A 20646-nucleotide genomic window follows, 5' to 3' on the forward strand; every position below is an offset into this window, starting at 1 on the left:
TGAGGCTTCTTGGGCTTGCGCCGAGACAAACTCGGCGCTTAGGTTATTGCTGTTATTGTGCCGAACTGTTGAGGTAGGCACGGGTAGAAATGTCTGTCCAAGAACGCACTTGCTGCATATAAGCCGCTTGTGACTCTTGAATTTCCTTCGCAAGCGCATCTTCATCCGCATGCTGCTTAAGTAGACGATCGTTCGCTTCACGTAGCGCCGTCATCACTTCCGCTGGGAAATCTTTAACTTGAACATTTGGGTATTCAGTTTTGATGGATACCCAGTTTTTACCACTTTCATGCTTAGATTGGGTGTACATATCGTACGCAGCAGTCTTCATCGCGACTTGCAAGATCGCTTTCAGATCATCTGGCAATTTTTCCCAAGTACGCTTGTTGACAAGGAACTGCAGCTCAGTTGCTGGCTCGTGCCAACCTGTGTAGTAGTATGGCGCGATTTTGTGGAAGCCCATACGTAGGTCAAGAGATGGACCTACCCACTCAAGCGCATCAATGGTGCGGCGCTCTAGCGAGGTGTAGAGTTCACCCGGTGCGATATTGGTTGGTTTCGCACCTAGCTCCGCAAGGATTTCGCCTGCAAAGCCTGGGATACGCATTTTAAGACCTTGCAAGTCTTCCACTGAGTTGATCTCTTTTTGAAACCAGCCGCCCATCTGCACGTCTGTGTTACCGCCTGGGAACGACATCAAATTGTGTGGCGCATACACTTTTTCCATCAGCTCCATACCACCGCCGTAGTAGAACCAAGCGTATTGCTCTGTGGGCAGCATGCCGAATGGCATTGAGGTGAAGTACAAGGTGTTTGGCACTTTGCCTTTCCAGTAATACGACGCGGAGTGGCCCATGTCGTATTGCCCCGATTTCACCATATCAAACACGCCAAGCGGCGCTTTGTGTTTGTTGGCAGAATCAATACGGATTTGCAGGCGGCCGTTCGACATTTCTTCCGCCATTTTCGCCATGTTCTTCGTCGCGTCACCAAAAATCGGGAAGTTTGGTCCCCAAGTTTCGGCCAGTTTCAGACGATAGACTTTTTCCGCTGCGTTTGCGGAGGTTGCCGCAACCGCAAGCGCCGCAGCCATCGCGGTCCCTTTCAGTACTCGTTTCAACGTTTGTTTAATTAGACTCATGTTCACGTCCTTTGTTAGCTGTAGCAACTATCCAGTTACTTTTGTTTCGTTTACAGCTTGGTAGAAAGCTATTGATTATTAAATCAGCGTGAACACGGAGAAAAATTAACAATCCCCGCAAGCCTTAGACCAAAGAATTACGTAGTAATACGTAGGATAATTTACACAACAATAGATAAATAACTACTTATCAGCTAGTTATTAACCAGACAGATAAGTAGAAGATCAATTTATACGTAGTAATTGATGAGTAAAATGAATCAGTAGAAAGATGTGATAATTGTGACAAATGTTAAAAACTGGTTGTCGTGCCCGATAAAAACACAAGAGCCTCGACATTCATCGAGGCTCTTGTGTTTGTGCTCACTCACAGAGCACGGCAATACTGAGCGGGCAGATTATATGGCTTTGTAGATGACCTTGTTGCCTGCTAGCTGCTCTTTAACGACGAGATTTTCGTCCAACAGTTTCTTAAGCGCACCCGTCGCCCATGAAGCCGCTTTCGCCTCTTCTTGACCAGCTGCGATGCCGATACCTTTCGGGTTGATGCCTTCACAGTTGGCCAGCACGATGTCTAGCACTTGTTGCTGTTTCGGTGTCAATGCCACGTCCACTGATTTCGCTGCGACGACTTTCTCAGCCGGTTTTTCAGCGGCTACTTTAGGTGCAGGCGCAGGCGCAGCTTTCGCTACCGCTTGAATGTTTGCTACCGTCGCTTTAATGCGTTTTTGCAGTTTCATCTGCACTTTACGCTTATGAGCTAATCTCATTGAATCTGTCTCCGTATCACTGCAGATTCACGAGGAATCGAGCAGCGGTTGAAATTTGAAGCGCGTTTTATACCAAAATTTCCACACTATTTACAGAGTTAGGGCGGCTTTGTGCGCCAAAAATGCGCTATCTACCAAGATCAGACTACAATTTAAACAACGTATAAACTTATCGGTCCTGCTCATCGTAGTATTAGAAGTCATCAGATTGTGACCGGAGAGCGACATGGAAACGCAACACCTTGTGAATCAGCCTATCAACCTTGCTTCCCCCTTGTGGCGAGTGTCACTGGCTTCTCTGTTGTTGGTGGTGTTTGCAGCGTTAATGTTCTGGGCCCCCGGTTTTAAACCCTTCTTATTGGCGCTGTTCTTGCTCGGATTTTCGCTCTTCGTCGCCTATTGGCTGATTTTAAAAAGTACTGTCAAATACACCCTAACGTCGACCCATTTTCAGCAGCATCTGTTCAAAGGCGGCTGGGTAGTGAAATGGAACAACATCAGCCGCGTTGGTCTGTGTTACTACGATAACGACGGTTGGCAGCAGCCACTGCCTTGGATAGGCATCAAACTCAAACACTACTCGCCCTACCTCACTGGCGTGTGCCCTCGGATAGCGACAGAAATTTTGCTCAGCCAACGTGCACTACTTTACCTTGGCGCAAAACAGCACAAACAAGGAACGCGTTTTGAGGAGATTGTGTTGGACTCGGCCGATTACCACGACGAAGACGGGCATGCCTTTACTGGTTTGCAAGCGATGCTCGCCAACCGCATGCGCTATCAACGCGCCTACTATGACTATGATATCTTCATCTCTACCCAAGACCTTGATCGCCCTGCCGATGAGTTTGTCGGTCTAATGCGACGTTACCTAGCCGCCGCAGAACCCGAATAACGATTACAAAAAAGGCCGCATTCGCGACCTTTAGGGGAAGATTCATCAGTACAGCGGCATTTCATCCGCTACAAACGGGTTAGTGCGGCGTTCATGGCCGAAAGTAGATTCCGGTCCGTGACCGGGAACAAAGCGGACCTCATTACCTAGCGGCCACAGTTTTGATTTGATCGAATGAATCAAGGTATTGAAGTCACCTTTCGGGAAGTCGGTTCGACCGATGGAGCCGTTAAACAACACATCACCGACAAACGCCAGTTGCGCCGATGGACTGAACAACACCACATGACCGGGAGTGTGGCCCGGAGTGTGAAGGACATCCAACTGCTGATGACCAAACGTGACCGTATCGCCATCCTCTAGCCACTCATGAGGTTCAAATGCACTCGTAAGCGGGAAACCAAACATTTGGCTCTGCCCTTCTAGTCCTTGTAACCAGAAGTTATCGTCTTTGTGTGGGCCGACAATCTCAACACCGCCCAATGCATCAGAAAGAGGCTCTGTGCCGCCGACATGATCGAGATGGCCATGAGTCAACACCAGTTTGACGACGTCGACACCCAACTCTTGGATAAGCGTCGCCAATGACTTCACGTCACCGCCTGGGTCAATGACGATGCCTTTCATGGTTTCATCACACCAGACGATGGAGCAGTTTTGAGAGAAGGAGGTGACAGGGACGACTTGGTATTTGAGTGCCATAATTCAGCCTTGAGTAACAGTTAAACTGGCTGAACTATGACACCACCGGTTCGATTTGACAACCGTTACGCCCAGTAGCGTACCGGCCCAGTGTCGATGTGAACAAAGTCGCTACTTGGGTAAAACCCAACGCCGCCCGCTTTGAGCTCTCTAGCGGCATCGCGCACTTTCTTCAAATCCACACCATCGAGGCGAAAATCGATCGCTTGACCAAGCATGTGGTAGCTCTTCTTCGCCACACCACTTGACTGCGCGCGCAGCGCTTCATTGGTGGCTGGAGAGCGGTAGCCGGAGACAATCTGCACTTCGGCTTCGACACCGAGCATAGTTTGTATTTTTGAAATTTGGTCAAACAAACGTTTATCCATTGGGTGAACCTCATTACGTCGAAAGTCACGACATAAATGGTTTAAACGTTTGAGCTCATTTTTAACGTACTTAGCACCGTCAAAGTAACAGGTTTCTAATGCTTCTCCAGTATGGAGATTACTCATAGCGAGGACACGTGGCTGCTGGGCTCGTGATGCGAATGCCACCCCGGGTAGACAACTTGCTACAACAATGCCACTGCCTGCCAACTGAATGAAATGTCTGCGTGATAAATCCAAAACTTTGCACCTTCATCAAATGGGGTAGTTATCAAGATGTCAGGACACTACCCGAGTCTAATAATAAGTGCAAATGCATAAAACGTGCACAATCTCAAAAATTTGAGCGGCACGTTTGCTTAGTAATTGAGCTGTCAGGCTATTTTTGTACGTTGATAGAATTGTAAATTTTTGGTCAGCTTAACTTTTTGTGTAACTGGATTTATCGAGGCGGTAAATATCGTCGCGGTAGTGGACAATCCCTTCCTCATACCATGCCGTTTGATAAATGATGTAAACCGGAATACGCGTGCGCAGCGCTACGGCTTTGTTCGATACCCACTCACTGCGATCGACATCATTGATACTCATGCCTTGCTGAGCAAGAAGCAAGTTGGCGAAGGTGTCCGCATGTTCAACGCGAATACATCCGGAGCTGAACGCTCGCGACGTTTGACTAAAGAGACCTTTGCTTGGCGTGTCGTGCAGATAAATCGCACGCGCGTTGGGGGTATTAAACTTATACAGACCTAAGGCATTGTAGCTGCCCGACATCTGCCGCATCCGATAAGGGAAAGACTTAGGTCTCAAGTTCTGCCAGTCTATCTCGCTGGCCGGAATTGTCTCACTTGATCCCCATTTAGGAATGATCTGGATACTGTGTTTAGCCAGATACTCAGGATCGCGTTTCACCTGAGGAATGATGTCCTCGACCATGATTTTCCATGGGATATTCCAAGTGGGATTGAATATCAAAGAGTCGAGACGGGTTTGCATTACTGGCGTAGGTCGTTTGGTTTTGCCCACAATCACTTTGGATTCGAAAACCGTCTGACCGGCATGCCAATAGTGCATATCAAAGCTCGGCACATTGACCAAAATGAGCGTGTCGCGCTGAGCGGGCCACATTCGCATCCGCTCTGCATTGAGTGCGAGAGTTGTCATCCGTAATTCGATCGGTCGGTTTAGCCAGCCGATGGTCTCACTGCCAATAATGCCATCTTGGGTAAGACCATGTAGCGCTTGAAAGCGTTTAATCGCCGGCTCCAGTGTCACGTCGTACCAACTCACATCGCGTCTGACCTCATCTAAGTTAACGCCGACCATCGCCATACGTTCAAGCAACACATCACGATCGGTCAGCGTATCCCCCACCCGCTTTAGACCTTGTTGGGTGTATTTGGGCACATCAATCTTTTGATACTTAAGGAGATCCAGATAGCTATCGACCAATTTTTGATAGCCTTCGCTGTCGGGTGTGTAGGCTTCAATCAACTCAGCGAGCTGCTGATTGTGAGCTGCAGATTGAAAGGCGAGCCAAGCATCACTGCTCAGCTGAGGTAACGCTGCATTGAGTGAAGCGCCAAAAAACCAATCTTCGCCTTGTGAGCGTGCGTGCTCGGCGTAACTGAGATAGAGCAGCAGTGTGTCAGTGGCGAGGATGTCATACTCATGCCAGCGATTGCTCTTACGAAAGAAGGCCAAATAACTGAGTTGACGTGAAAACAGAGGGCTGAATTGCGCTTGCTGGATAACCTCAAGTTGGAACTCAAGTTTGGTGCTTTGTTGCAGATCGAACCAAATCATCTGGTCACTGTTCTGACGATAAGCCTGCTCCACCAGTTGCGGATATTGAACAATCTCATGCACTTGACTGCTACTGTCAATCCAACCGATTTGCTGAAAATGCTCCATGGCTTTGAGTGGGAACGCCATTACTAGGGTTACCCAAACACCGATCATCCATCTCTTCATACGCTCTCTCCGCCGTTTGCTTTTCAGCGTCCATGTGATCAGTATGGCAAAAAATAATGGGCGCGTGTGCACAGTTTATGAGAACGCCCATTAAAAGTGTATGACACTCAATCGCTATTTAATTGAACTATGTGATCCTCGACCAATGGTTGTCCCATTGAACACCTGACTGTCGCCGAGTTTTCACCTTGGGTTGCTCTTGCGAGACCACTTGCCCTGAACCAGAGCTGACCATAAGACGTTGTTGATGAACAACCACACCAGAGGCATCGGCCAGTGCCGACAGTTCCACCAGCTGGCCGGTCGCCTTACTCCAAATGCCATAGCAGTTTCCTTTTGGCGAGGTAGCCAGAATCCACTCTTGTGTAGCGGCAATACTGGCAATGTAGTGGTCAAAGCGCGCCCACTCTTCCGGCGCTGCTCGTAACGACACCATCTCTTCACCTGCGCTATGCATAGCCAGCAGTGACGGGGTCGCCTCCGGTTGGCCTCTGTATTGCTGACCGCACAACACGGTTTGATCGCCATCATGGGCGAGATGTCGGATGCTCAAATGCCTATCAGGTAGTGAGACTTGTTCCACCACCTGGCCGTTTGCGTCAAGATAACTTAGGCTCGGCTGCATAGTGGTGAGATTCAAAGGTGTCCGCCCATCAGTGTGTACCCCTCCGACACCAATCACCAAGCGGTCATCAGGCATCACGATCACTTCGTGCGGCCCAAGACCAAACCCGGTAAACTCTGCCACTTTCTTATAACCCGCCAGCACGTCGTAGACACCGATGATCCCACGGCTAGATCCGCGCTCCCCTTCGGTAGCATAAAGCCACTGTCCATCATTGGAGTAAACGCCATGACCGTAGAAATAACGATCACCTGCTGCAGCGCTTAGAGTGACAACGTCACCGGTATCGTAATCAAACACTAAAAAGTAGTGCCCCGGACGACGCGCAAACGCGACCGCGTGGTGAAGCCTTGCGGATGTCGCGACACCATGCCCGCGGGAAGGGAGCGCGACTTGACGTATCGGCATGCCAGTGGAATCGGCCACCACCGCGCTAAAGCGATTCGGACCCGTCATCGCACAACCAATCAAATCGGGCTGCCCGGTATTCTTTTTCGCCGAGGCGCACCCCATAGGCATACAAGGCACTACGGCGCCGAGCAATGCGGCTTTCAATAGCTGTCGGCGTGTTGAATCAGTCACCATCGGTTGCATTAAATCCTATCACCACACCTAACTCGACAGCCACTTCATCGTGAATGAGATACTTCAGCTGCTCCAACTTGTTGTACTGAGCATACGCCTCTCGGTAACCCTCTTTACTCTCAAGCAAAGTAAACAAGCTATCGTCCTTAGGCCATGTGGTACTGATCAGCTCAAATTGGTTAAGCACGCGATCGGCAAGCTCACTGTGTCCCTCGCGGCGTAAACGTGCATCTAAGCCATTGCCGCCGGCCAGATAAAGGGCGTGCATCGCCTCGACGTTCGCGTACAGATTGGCCATCGATACTTGCGAGCGCCAAGATTCAGCAAAGTAGCGTCGCGGCTGACCAAAATCCGCAAGCGGCAAGGTCATCTTTTTCATACTGAATTCGAGTTGATTGGACAGCAACGCTATGTACTCCGCCAGCCATTGCTCATCGTTCAGCGCTTGCCAAGGGTTGGTTTTCCACGCTTGGTGAATGGTATTGGCATTGTTGGCGAGTGTTTCGGTGATCGCTTGCGCCGTTTGGCAAGTGGTCTGTGAGCTCTCTAGTGTCGAACTGGCGTCATAGAGTAACCATTCCACTGCCCCCAATCCTTGCACCGTAACACTTTGCTGCGCGATCTCTGCTGCGGTCCATGTCGATGTCGTTAATACGCTCATCTTGCGACCCGTGGTGTTCTTTTTATCTGGCCAGAACTGTAAGTTCCAGCTCTGTTCAAGGGCCTGTACCGGCCCGCGCTCCTGACCTTGGAGCGCCATCCAATCTTGCATCGTGGCTTGCCACTGGGTTTTGAGTGCTGGGTTGTGATGACCATTTTGGCAATAGTTCACCATCTCACGGTGCAAGGCTTGGGTTGAGTCAGCCAAACGCGCAGCAGCAAGGTATTCCACTTGATAGACACCTTGGCTAACGTGAGACGTGACTTCATAGCCGCTCTCTGACGTCGAGTGAGAGACGCTTTGGCAGCCAGACAAGCTCGCCGCTAAAACAACGGTCGATAGAGTAAAGGGCTTCATAACGTTCCTTATAATGAGTTGAGAAAGGCGACCAACGCCTCACGCTCTTGTTGATTAAATGTCAGTACATGCTGCTTGGCAGGGAGGGCTTCTCCCCCGTGCCACAATACGGCTTCGAGTAAGTTTCGAGCTCTCCCATCGTGGAGGAAGTAGGTATGCCCATTCACTTCTTGGGTATAGCCTATACCCCAAAGCGGCGCGGTACGCCACTCTCGGCCCGTCGCCAAGTATTCAGGCCGATGGTCTGCAAGGCCTTCGCCCATATCATGCAGCAGCAAATCCGTATAAGGGTGAATGCGTTGCCCAGAAAGTGCAGGCAAGCCCTCTCGCTCGGCCGTCACAACGTCCGTTTTATGGCAACTGTCGCAGCCTGCTCGCGCAAACAGAGCCTGTCCCTGCTTCACCTTTGGGTCATTCATATTGCGGCGAATGGGCACCGCTAGGTGCTGAGAGTAGAATTCGACAAAGTCCAAAATATTGTCACTGACTTCAGGTGAACCGCCGTTGGGCAAGTCACGGCACAGGCTTTGCGCTTGCGTGCAATTCTCTTCTGGGAATAAGCGGCTGGTGAGGCCAACATCGCCGTTAAATGCGGCGGCGTTTTGCTGCATCAAGGTCGGTTGCCCCGCTTTCCAGCCAAAACGACCAATGACATGGGCCTGTTTTTCAATATCCCACACGCGGTTAACTTTGCCTGAGATGCCATCTTGATTCTCATCGTGTTCATCGGCCCACTGCGCAAGTGTGTCATCGGCGATACTTTCCAGTAACCCTAGCCCTATCATCGGTGGCGCAATACGCGCTGAGAGCTGAGTGTCCGGGTGAAGTGGACCATAGCCCAGAGCCGTCAGCTCAATATGAGGTTTACGCAACCTGATGGTGGTGCCATCACTGAAGGTTTCTACATGGTTGGTGTAGGTGATCTTGATTTGCCCTTCCGCTTGCTGATCTTGAATAGCGAAATCTTGCAACTGTGCGCCGTAAGTCGGTTCAGGGATCACGCCATCACGAATGTACGCCGCTTTTTGCTCCGCCGTCATCGCAGGGATGCTGAGTCTTATCAGCATTGACACTGCATGCTGGTCGTCCTCTTCTGGTGGATGACCACGACCATCTTTGATGTGACAGTTTTGACAACCGTTGGTATTAAACAGCGGCCCTAGCCCGTCTCTGGCATCGGTTGATGCAGGCGCTTGTACCCAAGGGTTGCGAAAGAAGCTATTACCGACACTGAAATCCAAACGCTTACTCAAGGGTAAATTCGCCGCTGGGAGCGAATACGCATTCGGTCCCTCTTTGTTTACAGAGGTGGCGCCGCCTGACTTAACTTCATACGCATTCGCCATCGGCTGAAAGGCAAAAGCCAGTATGTATAGAGCCAATGAGCGCGAGGGTCGTTTGCGGGATAACGAAAGAGCTGAGTACAACATGATGAAAGGGACTTTTCCTTAAATCTAAACAAGAACTACTATCAAAAACTACTAGGGAATAAAAACAGCAAAAGGGCTCTAAAAAGAGCCCTTGATTTTGATACCACGATTAAAATTCGTGGTCAGCGGTGTCAGGATTTAGGTTGGTGATACCCACAATTTTCGCCGCGCGCTCGATAGAAGCGGTCTGTGCAACCAGAGACATGATCGCTTCATTGACCAAGGCATTACCTTGCGCATTCCCTGATGCGATCAATTGGTCGAAATACTGACCTTGTTCAGCCGATGTGACCAACTCACCCACTTGGGCACGTGTCACATCAAACTGCTTTTGGATCTCTGCTGCCGCTTGCGCATCTTGCTGCGTCACTAGATCATGCAGACTTGGGCCTGACAATAGTGTGCCATCTTGACGCTTGTAAAGCCCGGTATAAACGTTGTAGATACCTTGCTCGTTGTAGTAGTGAGAGTTGTGCGTGTTGTCAGAGAAACAATCGTGCTCATCTTCTGTTGAGTTGGCTTCTAGCGCGACTTTCATTCGCTCACCCGCCAGTTCACCAAGAGAGAGTGACCCCATTCCAAACAGCATTTTACGCAAACCGTTCTCAGCAGAATCCGCCAGCAGGGCTTCACGGTAGTTGCCTTTTTCATCGGCAGACCACTGCTTTTCCATCCACTCAAGATCTTGGACCAACAAGTCTGCCGTCGCTTGCAAGTATTGACCACGGCGGTCACAGTGACCATTGGTACAACCTTCCCCCACGACAAAATCTGTGTAAGCACGTGCACCCGCGCCCGCATTGGTACCGTTTAGATCTTGGCCCCAAAGCAAGAATTCAATCGCATGGTAGCCCGATGCCACGTTCGCTTCTGATCCGCCCACTTCATTCAAGTCCGCAATCAACTCAGGCGTGATGGTCGACACATCTAAGGTCGTCGCACCGATCTTCAGCTCTGTGTTGGCAACGATGTTGGCCGCCGCGCCTTCATTACCAAGTTCGTATTGATAGTCGCTCGATACGTAGTCAATCAAACCTTCATCCAAAGGCCAGGCGTTGAGTTGCCCTTCCCAATCATCAACAACGGTGTTACCAAAACGGAACACTTCCGATTGTTGGTAAGGAACGCGTGACGCGAGCCAGGCTTGTTTCACGGCTTCCAGTTTCGCCGCCGATGGATCAGCCAGAAACGACTCGATAGCGTTGTCGAGTGCTTTTGCCGTGATCAGCGCGTCGGCAAAGACAGCGTGTGCAACATCCGTATAGTGTTCGACCACTTGCGCTTGGGTCACGTTGGCTGCGTACAACGACCCACTCGCCAATACGAGTGATGCAGTAACAGATTGAGCGAATAGAGACTTTACGTTCATGAAAGGGGCATCCTTGTTGAGCTTAACTATTATTTACATTAATAGTGCTAATTATTATCATTTGCACTATTAATGCCGATAATACAAATTTACAATTTTTTTGCAAGCAAGGATTCAGTGCGGATATAAAAAAACCTCACAAAGTGAGGTTTTAATAATTGGTGGGAAATGAGTGTGTTACAGATTGAGCTTATGCTTACCGTGCGACACTTTCGCCTGTAAGTAGCCCTGATTTCCCTCTTTGAGGTGAGCAGAGGTATTGACGACTTCTTGAATCTCTATGCCGTGCTCTTTCAACTCTCGAATTTTCTTAGGGTTGTTGGTGACCAATCGGATGGTCTCTACACCCAGCGCTTTGAGCATTTGAGCCGCTTCAGTAAAGTCACGCAAGTCATCGCCAAATCCGAGATGGTTGTTGGCTTCGTAGGTGTTCATCCCTTCACTTTGTAAACGATAGGCGTCGATTTTGTTGTAAAGACCGATGCCCCGCCCCTCTTGACGCAAATACAAAATGATACCGCCGAGCTCACCCATGCGGTTGATGGTTTCGTCCAACTGTTCGCCGCAATCGCAACGAGAGGAATGAAAAACGTCACCGGTCAGGCATTCTGAATGCATGCGAACCAGAGGCGCTTGCTGCGTTTTGTCTGCTTGCTTAAAGATGATCGCGACGTGTTCTTTGTCTGTTTTAAGACCATGAAAAGAAAGGATTTCTGCGTCGATGTTGCTTTGGGCTCCGACTTTAAAATCCACTCTGGCTCTTACTTCCGCCATATGGGTTCTCACTTGCAACTTTCTATTATCATTATACGCGTTCATTGATAGCGCCTTTGCCGTTAACTATGGGGACTCTTACTGTAAAATTCAACGATAAGATCACTTTTGTTATAATATAACATTTTTGCTGTTAAGCAATTACGCCAGGCAATAAAAAACCCCAATCGATTCACTCAGATTGAGGTTGTCAGTCTTTGGTTGTTTAAATGCAGAGCGTGTGGACTTAGCTTTGTTGGCTCTTCCAGATATTGAGCTCAATCCATCGAGCTTCCAACTCTTTTAATTCCTCTTGGGTGAGAACCGCCAATGAGGACTCTTTATTCGCCGCAGGGGGTTGCAGCGCATTGAGCTTAGAGTGAAAGTCTTTTTTCAGTTCTCGGATGATCGCGTCCACTGCTTTTCCTTAACCTTACCTATCGATGATATTTACCTGTGGATGATAATGCACGGTAGCGTCATATTCACACTATAAGTCTCAAACATGATAACAAATTGCGCATATCTTGCATTATGAGGTCAGGTAAATGGGAGCGAAATCACTTTTATTCGCGGTTCAAAATAATCATTTCCCGCTTATGGAAATAAAGCAATCACCCCGACAAAAGCGGCTGGGCGCCGCGTATTGATTATTTACGACGCCCCAGTTTTACTTGGCCGTCATCACTGAACCACAAGGCTTGATCACGGCGGCGGGCAATCAACATCGGGCCATCATCGTAAAACAAAAAGTTCTTCCAGTGTTTTTTGAAAATGGCCCACTTGGTTTCAATGATGTTATATTTCTCGTAACAAAAATAGACGGTGACATCATCTTGCCAATCAAGATGCTCAAGGACCGCTTGTGGTAAACTCTCGTCATCACTTTCCCAGTTTGCCATCCAGTCAACACTCTCAGACCAATTGCTGGCTTTCATCGGCCAGTCAGATGAGCTAAAGCGCTCTGAATCGGGGCTTTGTGCACTGATGTTCTCTTTCCAGAGCTGCGCAGCTCTCGCTTGTGTCATGGGTTGCAGTTGCACCAAGTCTTCTTCAGGCAATGGCATTGACTGGTGAGTAAAAATCCATTTTCTTTGGTATTCATCCAAAGGTATGTACGACATCAATAGTCCTCTACGTGTTAGTCAGCTTTCAGCCAACCTTTTTTGGTCGCGTCTTCAATCAGGTGTTTGGCTTTGTCCCACAACGCGGTGGAGCCCAACTCAATTTTACGATTCACCGTTAGCGCTTGCTCTCGGCGTACGCCATGCTCCTGCCAACTTTGCCCCTCATTGTGGTAGTTGAGCAACATAGGGATGAGCCTATCGAGCGCCTTGGCGAACTTAGCATCGTCACTTTGGCCTTGTTCAAACTCACACCATAGCTGAAACAGCGCCTCCCCCTGATCGCTAGGAAGCATTGCGAACAGGCGCTGCGCGGCTTTCAGTTCCTTTTCTTCTTGTTCAGCGCTCGCTTTGGCATCATAAACAAAGGTGTCACCGGCATCAATTTCGACAATATCGTGCAGCAGCAGCATTTTCACTACTCGTGCGATGTCGACGGGCTGATTGGCGTGCTCTTGCAGCAACACTGCCATCAAAGCGACATGCCAACTGTGCTCTGCGCTATTTTCTAATCGGCCCTGCGCGCTCTTGACTCGTGTGCGGCGCAAGACGCTTTTCAATTGGTCGAGCTCAATCAGAAGATTAAGCTGCTGTTCTAAGCGTGTCATTCAATTCGCCTTCCAATGTGGATTAATTAACGACGTCAGTTTGTGATCTTCCCACTGACCATTGATCAATAAGTACGCTTTTGCGAAGCCTTCTGCTTCAAACCCCACTCTCTGCAACACCGCTTCGCTCCTTGTGTTTCTTGGCATATAGCTGGCGTTGATTCGGTGGAGGTTTTGAATCTCAAACATGTAGTTCACCGCTAAACGCAGTGCTCGGGTCATCACACCTCGTCCTAGGGCGCTTTGACCAAGGGAGTAGCCTACCGTGCACGTGTGAGCAGGAAAACGCGAGATATTGCTAAACGAAATCGTGCCAAGCATCTCGCCGGAATCCGTGTCGAGAATAAGCAGGTAATAGCCAAGGCCCATCTTGTGCAGTTCATGCAACTTGATCAGGCGTTGAGTCCAACCTGAACAGGTATAAAACGGCGCTTCTCTCTCAGGCTCCCAAGGCTTTAAGTGTTCGCGGTTCGCCACAAAGTAATCACTGATCATCTGACCATCGGTTGGCTCTGCCGTGCGTAGTGTGACGTCACCATCGACCTCAAATACGCTGGTGGGGGTACTGATTCGCTTCATCTAGTTTTTTCTGATCCCATACTCGCGCAGTTTATTGGCAATAGAGGTGTGCGAGACGTTGAGGCGTTTGGCCAACTTACGACTCGATGGGAACGACTGATACAAACGCTCTAACACCTGTGATTCATAGTCTTTCATAATGTCATCTAATGAACCGTCTAGATTGATCTTGGCGCTGCTGCCGTGGCTGTTTTCTAGTTGCGGAAGATGGAAAAGATCGACCGTTAACGTATCGCTTTCCAGTTCCGTCAGCGCTCTAAGGACCATGTTTTCTAGCTGGCGCATATTCCCCGGCCAATGGTAATTGACCAGTTGATCCACCAAGCCTTCTTGGAGAGTGGGTTTGTCCACACCCAACTGCTTCATGTATTTAGCGACAAATAGGTCGAGCAATACTGCGATATCGTTAGTGCGCTCACGCAGAGGAGGAATATTGAGGGTGAGGACATTAAGGCGATAAAAAAGATCTTCACGAAACGCTTTTGACTCCGCTAGATCGGCTAAGTTGTGGCGCGTAGAGGCAATCACACGCACATCGACATGCACTTCGTGCTCTTCACCCACTCGGCGGAAGGTGCCATCTTGAAGCAATCGCAGAAGTTTGATCTGCAAATGTGGACTCATTTCACCGATTTCGTCGAGGAACACTGTCCCACCATTGGCTTGTTCAAAGATCCCTTTGTGGCCTTGTTGATGGTTGAATGAGCCCGGCGCGTGACCAAACAGCTCGGTTTCCGCCACATCATCAGGCATCGAGGCACAGCTCAATACCAAAAATGGGTGATCCGCACGATGAGAGCGATTGTGGCATGCACGCGCGAGCATCTCTTTGCCGGTGCCGGTTTCGCCTTGAATCAGCAGGGGTTGATCAAGCATAGAGAGTTTCTTCGCTTGGCTGATCAGCGCTTTATGGCGATTGGAAATACCGACAAAATGCTCAAAGCCGAGATTGTTGTGCAGTGGAAGCGAGTCATCAAACAAGCTCTTCTCTTGAGCTGAGCGAATCATCACCATCGCACTGGCGAGTACAGAGACATTAGTTTCATCGGTAATGTAAACCGGCATGACTTCCATCAAGTAATCCAGCCCACCAATAACGATATTTTCCCGTTGGCGATTGATCTTGCCATCTATCCACTTTGAAAAGTTAAAGTTGGGCAGCAGCGAAGCCACAGGGTGACCCAGCATCTCTTGTGGTTCAAGATTGAACAAGCTCGTCGCCGCATGGTTAGCCATATCGACATTGCCTTTGAGATCAATGGCCAATACAGGCTCAGGTAGATTGTTCAGCAGCGAAATCAGCTCTGTATTGTGGCGCTCCATCGGCATGAACTGAATTTTACGTACGTCGTCGACACCTGAAATGCGGCGTATTTCTGCCATCAGTTCACTGAAGGTGTCAAAGTCGATGTCTGGGCAGTTGAGATAAATGATGCCCGAGATGTCAATTTCGATGCCGCGTAAGTCGATATCCTTAGAGGCAAGGATGTCGAGTAGCTCGCGGGTGAGACCAACCCTGTCTTCACATAGTACTTCTAAGCGCACAGATCCGTTCCTAATTTGGGTGTCACGAAAAGTTGACAGAAGTGTCGCCTAAGCCCCGATTTTCGTCAAGCCGCATGCGCTTGCCTGCCTCACATTCGCGCTATTTGACCGATAAAGCGACGACTTTTTCTACAATTTGCTTACGAATCTCACCCAATCGGACTTGTTTCCCCGCCAACCAAGGAAGCGGCCTCAATAGTCCCATCGCTTTGATGCCGAGTCTTGCTGTGAGTATGCCAACCCCAAGTCCTTGCCCCGCACGCGCAGACAAGCGACCTGCTAAGTCCATTGACATCAAGTCGATACTGGCATCGACCGCTAATTCACTCGCTCCCGCCGCGGCCATATTAACTAAGGTGGCTTTAAACAGCGTCAGCCGAGACCAATAGCCCAGCTCCACACCGTAGACCGCCGCTAGCTTGTCCAACATCTTGAAATTTCGCCACGCGACCAAGGCCATATCTGCGATCGCCAACGGGCTGATCGCCACCAACGCCGCGGACTCCGTTGCATGTTGAGTGACAATCGCTTTGGCGCGTCGGTCTTGCTCTGCGATGACCAACGCATCAAACAGTTCTAGAATCTCAGCGTCGCTGTGAGATTGGGTCACCGCCTCTTGCCAGCGCTGAAAATCAAGGCTCTTGTCATCAAGACCACTTTGCTTGGCCAACTGCTCACAAAACGCCTTCGCTTGGCCAACACTGTTGGCCTTCAACAGCGCTTGGCTTTGTTCTTGTACGCTAAAATGGTGACGCAAGCGGCGCAGTTTCCATAACTCTTTCCCCAGCGCTGTTACACCAAGGCCGGCCAACGCGGCGACAAATCCAGTCCAGCCTAATGTCAGCCAATCCCCCGCTTGAATTGCACCATAGAGTGAATCGACCGCTTGCCAGCCCACCAATCCAGCAAAGGCCGTAAGCAGCACGGTTACCCAACGACTGGTGCGTTTTTTCGGTCGCAAGTTTTCTAGCTTCTCAATGGCCTCATCCGCTTCCACCTCATCATCAATGCTCACTGGTGCGAAGGACTCTTGGGACGAGAAGGCCTGCTTGAGAGTCAAGTCGTCCGCCTGTGACTGCGCCTCCCCTTGCCACTGCGTGTCCTCATTAGGCGTGGACTCAAAGACCTGCTTTTTCTTCAAACGAGGTTCACTGTGGTGCTCTTCATGCTGATTCATTTCAATTTATCTCCCAGCAAAAACTGCAGAACTTTATCCATTCGGATATGAGGTAGTGGTGCATCGATCTGCGCTTTTTGCGGTCTAAATTCCGTGAACTCAAAACCGTGTTGCTGCCAATAACTGGCATCGGGCAGTTTTCTCGGCACTTCGCCGGGATAAATGGTTTGCGGCTCACCGCCAAGGTCGACACCTCTTAGTGCAGGGTAAGACGTCCCCGCTTTGGTCACAAAGCCCGGTTGGGTTGCCTGTACAGAAGCAATGGAGAGGCACTGCATCTCGATATTCTCAAACGTGGTGGCTTGCCATGCTGGGTAAACCATCTGGCCCAGCAGTGAAACCAAGTGTGGGTGCTGATCGGGCGTCACATGATCGGCTTTGGTAGCGGCAAACAAAATCTTGTCGATGGTAGGCGAGAACAGACGCCGCAACAGGTGGCTTTTCCCATAGCGAAAACTGCCCATCAGTTGCTCTAACGCGCCGCGCATGTCATGAAAAGCGTCCGCGCCCGCGTTGAGTGGCTGCAAACAATCCACCAGCACAATTTGGCGATCAAACGTGGCGAAATGGTGCTTATAAAATGCTTTGACAACCTTGGTTTGGTATTCGTGATAGCGCGCTCTGAGCATCGCTAACTGGCTGTCTTTGTTTACTTGTTTCCCTTGTTCTTTCTCCACATAAGGGAAAAATTGCAATACAGGCGCCCCGGTCAAATCGCCCGGCAAAACAAATCTCCCCGGCTGTACCCAGTGTAGCCCCGCGGCTTTACAGGCATGCAAATAGTCGGTGTAGGCGGCTGACAGTGCGGCCAGTTGCTCTTCATCGGCGTCCGCTTGGGGCGAAAATTGCGCTAACTGACTAAGCCAAGGCTCGGCCAGTTGAGCTCTTTCGCCTTTCAACGCAGCAAATTGCTGCTCAGACCATTGATCAAAATCCATCTCCAACAATGGCAAATCCAGCAGCCACTCGCCTGGATAATCAATAATATCAATATTGAGCGTTGCACTGCTGCCTAACAACTTTTTGCTTCGCTTCTTCGGCTTGTACTTAAGCGCTAAACGAATTTCACTCACGTCACGAGTGGGTAACGGCCAATCGGGCTGCTCCGCATACAAGGCCCGCATCGCCTCATCATAGGCAAAGCGCGGCACCATGAGATTGGTTTGCGGTTCACGTCGCGCACCAATAATTCGCTTTTCACGCGAGGCTTCCAGCAGGGGAAGCGCCTCATGGGTCGAGGCATGCAGCAGTTGATTGACGAGCGAGCTGATAAACGCGGTTTTCCCTGCACGAGATAACCCCGTGACCGCGATTCGCACGTGAGAATCCATACTGCGACTGAGCAAATCTTGCATCTCTTGTGAGAGCTGTTTTATCGGCGTGGGAATGGACATGAATGGCCTCTTTTGATCATTTGTACTAAAGGTACCGACTTCAATCTTAATCAAAGATGAACAAAAAAGCCCCTGATTAAAATCAGAGGCTTAGCAAATCGAGATTGCGCTTGAGCGTCGCTTAATCGTCTTCAATCAATTTGTAGATAACAAACAAGCTAATCTCAACCAACACAAACAGCACACAGGTAATGGTGACGTATTTCTCATTGAAGATACTGATACCGTGCAGGATTAAGTCGTAGCCGATGAAGGCGCCAACAACTGCAGCGATGATCAGCTGTAAGATTTGTACAAAACGAGGCATGTGCACTCCTAATACCAGTAGACGTTAAACAAAAGGTGCGACTCATTCGCACCTTTGTCAACTGATTCCTAATGAAATCAGCGATTTCTCACACTTAAGCTTGGCTTTCCATCTCTTGGATTTTCACTTTCCAAGTGTCTGGGCCAATCTGGTGAGCGTTCACGCCATTGGAGTCGACGGCGACAGAAACGGGCATATCTTCCACTTCGAATTCGTAGATCGCCTCCATACCCAAATCTTCAAAGGCGACGACACGCGCTTTTTTGATTGCTTTCGCCACTAGGTAAGCCGCGCCGCCTACGGCCATCAAATAGACCGCTTTGTGTTTTTTGATAGATTCAACCGTTGCCGGGCCGCGTTCGGCTTTGCCTATCATGCCCATGATACCAGTTTGTTCGAGCATCATATCGGTGAATTTGTCCATACGGGTTGAGGTGGTTGGCCCAGCAGGCCCAACGACTTCATCGCCCACCGCATCAACGGGGCCCACGTAGTAGATAAACTTGCCTTTTAAGTCCACGCCTTCAGGCAAGCCTTCACCGCTCTCTAGCATCCCTTGAATGCGTTTGTGCGCCGCATCTCGGCCGGTCAGAATTTTACCTGATAACAGCACCGTTTCACCGGTTTTCCATTGCTCAATGTCTGCTTGCGTCACGGTATCGAGATTCACTCTGCGGGTGTTTTCACCCGCTTCCCAGGTAATGTCTGGCCACTCTTCGATTTTCGGCGGCGTCAGATCCGCAGGGCCGCTGCCATCAAGCGTAAAGTGAACGTGGCGCGTTGCGGCGCAGTTCGGGATTAGGCAAACAGGCTTGGAGGCTGCATGAGTGGGCGCGGTTTTGATTTTAACGTCAACAACCGTCGTCAAGCCGCCCAAACCTTGCGCGCCGATACCTAGACGGTTCACACGGTTGAAGATGTCTAAACGAAGCTCCTCTTCTGCGTTCTGCGGGCCGCGTTCGATGAGCTCTTGAATATCAATGTGCTCCATTAATGATTCTTTCGCCAATACCGCCGCTTTTTCAGCAGTGCCACCGATACCAATGCCAAGCATGCCCGGTGGACACCAACCTGCGCCCATGGTTGGCAAGGTTTTCTCTACCCACTCTGCAATATCATCGGATGGGTTGAGCATCACCATTTTGGTTTTATTTTCACTGCCGCCGCCTTTGGCCGCAATTTGAATTTCAACTTTGTCACCCGGCACCATATTGATGTGTACCACCGCTGGCGTGTTGTCTTTGGTATTAATGCGTTTACCGGCAGGGTCCATCAGTACTGAGGCGCGCAGTGGGTTGTCAGGGTTGGTATAGGCTTGGCGCACACCCTCATCGACCATTTCCTGCACCGTCATGTCGGTGGAGTCCCATTGCACGGCCATGCCGATATTGACAAAACAGGTCACAATGCCGGTGTCTTGGCAGATAGGTCGGTGCCCTTCTGCGGACATGCGCGAGTTAATTAGAATCTGAGCAATCGCGTCTTTCGCGGCTTGGCTCTCTTCCTTGTGGTAGGCTTTTTCTAGGGCTTGAACAAAGTCCAATGGGTGGTAGTAAGAGATGTACTGAAGTGCGTCAGCCACACTGCTGATCACATCCTGCTTGCGAATTACCGTCATTGCATGCCTCTTTTATCGTTATGCTTCCTTATTATAAGGCCGATAGATACGCGTTTGCTTAAGAGGAGTCGTATGACCAACGCCGTAATAGGGTCAAACGCCGATGTAGCGACCAGAGTTGCCATTATGATACTCTTGCTTTCCCTCTGATACCATGCAACGAACGATCTCTTTGTCACAAATTAAACAAATGAATAACAACGCGCCAAATGGCTTACAAATCAAACCTCTTTCTTATGATCCGCACTTAGCGACGACGCTATTTGCCCCGATTGCGTCGATGCCGTGGGCGATGTTGTTACGTTCACCGTCACGAGATCATGTCGATAGCCGTTTCGATATTCTGGTTGCCCAGCCTATTGCCACCGTCACAACGCGTGGCGATACCAGTACGGTGGTCACGCCTGAGGGGGAAATGGACAGCAAGTTAGACCCTTTTCAGCTGCTCGACGACACGCAACAGCGCTGGTTAAGTGACACAGACTACGACGGGGAACTGCCCTTTGTGGGCGGTGCATTGGGTTATTTTGCCTACGATTTGGGCCGCCGCGTGGAACAGTTACCTGTGCATGCGATGCACGATCTCACCACACCAGATATGGCCGTCGGCCTGTATCGCTGGGCACTGGTGGTCGATCACTCGCAACAGAGTGCGGTTTTGGTT

General features: G+C 49.9%; 20 protein-coding genes and 1 pseudogene. 2 read left to right on the forward strand and 19 right to left on the reverse strand.

Going from position 1 to position 20646, the window contains the following annotated elements:
• Positions 1-52 precede the first annotated feature (52 nt).
• Both AC6R0L_RS16045 and AC6R0L_RS16050 read right to left on the reverse strand, forming a co-directional pair.
• A complete protein-coding gene (locus tag AC6R0L_RS16045; RefSeq protein ID WP_334552397.1) occupies positions 53-1141 on the reverse strand; it encodes a TRAP transporter substrate-binding protein in 1089 nt (362 codons plus the stop codon).
• Positions 1142-1539: 398 nt separating this feature from the next.
• Positions 1540-1911, reverse strand: coding sequence for a MarR family transcriptional regulator (locus AC6R0L_RS16050; protein WP_500629758.1), 372 nt, complete (start codon positions 1909-1911; stop codon positions 1540-1542).
• Between the two features lie 226 nt (positions 1912-2137).
• Between AC6R0L_RS16050 and AC6R0L_RS16055 the strand changes: the two genes are divergently transcribed.
• Complete coding sequence (locus AC6R0L_RS16055; RefSeq protein WP_500629759.1) at positions 2138-2806, forward strand: DUF2982 domain-containing protein; 669 nt, start codon at positions 2138-2140, stop codon at positions 2804-2806.
• 45 nt (positions 2807-2851) lie between these two features.
• Here AC6R0L_RS16055 and AC6R0L_RS16060 read toward each other — a convergent pair whose 3' ends face one another.
• The 17 genes from AC6R0L_RS16060 to AC6R0L_RS16140 all read right to left on the reverse strand — a co-directional run bounded on the left by AC6R0L_RS16060 (position 2852) and on the right by AC6R0L_RS16140 (position 19982).
• A complete protein-coding gene (locus AC6R0L_RS16060) occupies positions 2852-3508 on the reverse strand; it encodes an MBL fold metallo-hydrolase (protein ID WP_334552400.1) in 657 nt (218 codons plus the stop codon).
• A gap of 65 nt (positions 3509-3573) precedes the next feature.
• Positions 3574-4116 (reverse strand): peptidoglycan L,D-endopeptidase MepK, encoded by a 543-nt coding sequence (gene mepK, locus AC6R0L_RS16065; RefSeq protein ID WP_334552401.1) that lies wholly within the window; start codon positions 4114-4116, stop codon positions 3574-3576.
• Between the two features lie 180 nt (positions 4117-4296).
• Positions 4297-5850: a L,D-transpeptidase family protein gene (locus AC6R0L_RS16070; RefSeq protein WP_500629760.1), complete on the reverse strand. Its 1554-nt coding sequence runs from the start codon at positions 5848-5850 to the stop codon at positions 4297-4299.
• A 127-nt stretch (positions 5851-5977) separates the two neighbouring features.
• Entirely contained in the window at positions 5978-7060 is a 1083-nt protein-coding gene (locus AC6R0L_RS16075) for a DUF1513 domain-containing protein (protein WP_500629761.1), read from the reverse strand.
• Positions 7050-8078, reverse strand: a complete 1029-nt coding sequence (locus tag AC6R0L_RS16080) for an imelysin family protein (RefSeq protein ID WP_500629762.1) — start codon at positions 8076-8078, stop codon at positions 7050-7052. Before AC6R0L_RS16080 ends, AC6R0L_RS16075 begins: the two co-directional genes overlap by 11 nt.
• A gap of 8 nt (positions 8079-8086) precedes the next feature.
• Positions 8087-9424: a di-heme oxidoreductase family protein gene (locus tag AC6R0L_RS16085; RefSeq protein ID WP_500629768.1), complete on the reverse strand. Its 1338-nt coding sequence runs from the start codon at positions 9422-9424 to the stop codon at positions 8087-8089.
• 193 nt (positions 9425-9617) lie between these two features.
• Positions 9618-10877 carry an imelysin family protein gene (locus AC6R0L_RS16090; protein ID WP_500629763.1) on the reverse strand — a complete coding sequence of 420 codons (1260 nt, stop codon included), beginning with the start codon at positions 10875-10877 and terminating at the stop codon, positions 9618-9620.
• Positions 10878-11054: 177 nt separating this feature from the next.
• A complete protein-coding gene (locus AC6R0L_RS16095; protein WP_420378209.1) occupies positions 11055-11696 on the reverse strand; it encodes a GTP cyclohydrolase II in 642 nt (213 codons plus the stop codon).
• A gap of 181 nt (positions 11697-11877) precedes the next feature.
• Positions 11878-12048 carry a hypothetical protein gene (locus tag AC6R0L_RS16100; protein WP_500629764.1) on the reverse strand — a complete coding sequence of 57 codons (171 nt, stop codon included), beginning with the start codon at positions 12046-12048 and terminating at the stop codon, positions 11878-11880.
• A 232-nt stretch (positions 12049-12280) separates the two neighbouring features.
• A complete protein-coding gene (locus AC6R0L_RS16105; RefSeq protein ID WP_487901217.1) occupies positions 12281-12754 on the reverse strand; it encodes a DUF2947 domain-containing protein in 474 nt (157 codons plus the stop codon).
• 17 nt (positions 12755-12771) lie between these two features.
• A complete protein-coding gene (locus AC6R0L_RS16110; protein ID WP_500627588.1) occupies positions 12772-13362 on the reverse strand; it encodes an HD domain-containing protein in 591 nt (196 codons plus the stop codon).
• Positions 13363-13941, reverse strand: coding sequence for a ribosomal protein S5-alanine N-acetyltransferase (gene rimJ / locus AC6R0L_RS16115; RefSeq protein WP_500629765.1), 579 nt, complete (start codon positions 13939-13941; stop codon positions 13363-13365).
• Positions 13942-15486 (reverse strand): transcriptional regulator TyrR, encoded by a 1545-nt coding sequence (gene tyrR / locus AC6R0L_RS16120; RefSeq protein ID WP_487901214.1) that lies wholly within the window; start codon positions 15484-15486, stop codon positions 13942-13944. It lies immediately after the preceding gene.
• Positions 15487-15586: 100 nt separating this feature from the next.
• Complete coding sequence (locus AC6R0L_RS16125) at positions 15587-16663, reverse strand: YcjF family protein (protein WP_500629766.1); 1077 nt, start codon at positions 16661-16663, stop codon at positions 15587-15589.
• Entirely contained in the window at positions 16660-18039 is a 1380-nt protein-coding gene (locus AC6R0L_RS16130; protein WP_500629769.1) for a YcjX family GTP-binding protein, read from the reverse strand. Before AC6R0L_RS16130 ends, AC6R0L_RS16125 begins: the two co-directional genes overlap by 4 nt.
• A gap of 139 nt (positions 18040-18178) precedes the next feature.
• A complete protein-coding gene (locus AC6R0L_RS16135; protein WP_334552412.1) occupies positions 18179-18364 on the reverse strand; it encodes a hypothetical protein in 186 nt (61 codons plus the stop codon).
• A gap of 94 nt (positions 18365-18458) precedes the next feature.
• Positions 18459-19982 carry a fumarate hydratase gene (locus tag AC6R0L_RS16140; protein WP_500629767.1) on the reverse strand — a complete coding sequence of 508 codons (1524 nt, stop codon included), beginning with the start codon at positions 19980-19982 and terminating at the stop codon, positions 18459-18461.
• A 172-nt stretch (positions 19983-20154) separates the two neighbouring features.
• On the opposite strand from AC6R0L_RS16140, the pseudogene pabB reads away from it, so the two are divergent.
• Positions 20155-20646: pseudogene (pabB, locus tag AC6R0L_RS16145) on the forward strand (aminodeoxychorismate synthase component I); the annotation flags it as partial.

The organism is Vibrio sp. R15-SG3-ISO1A (assembly GCF_059833955.1).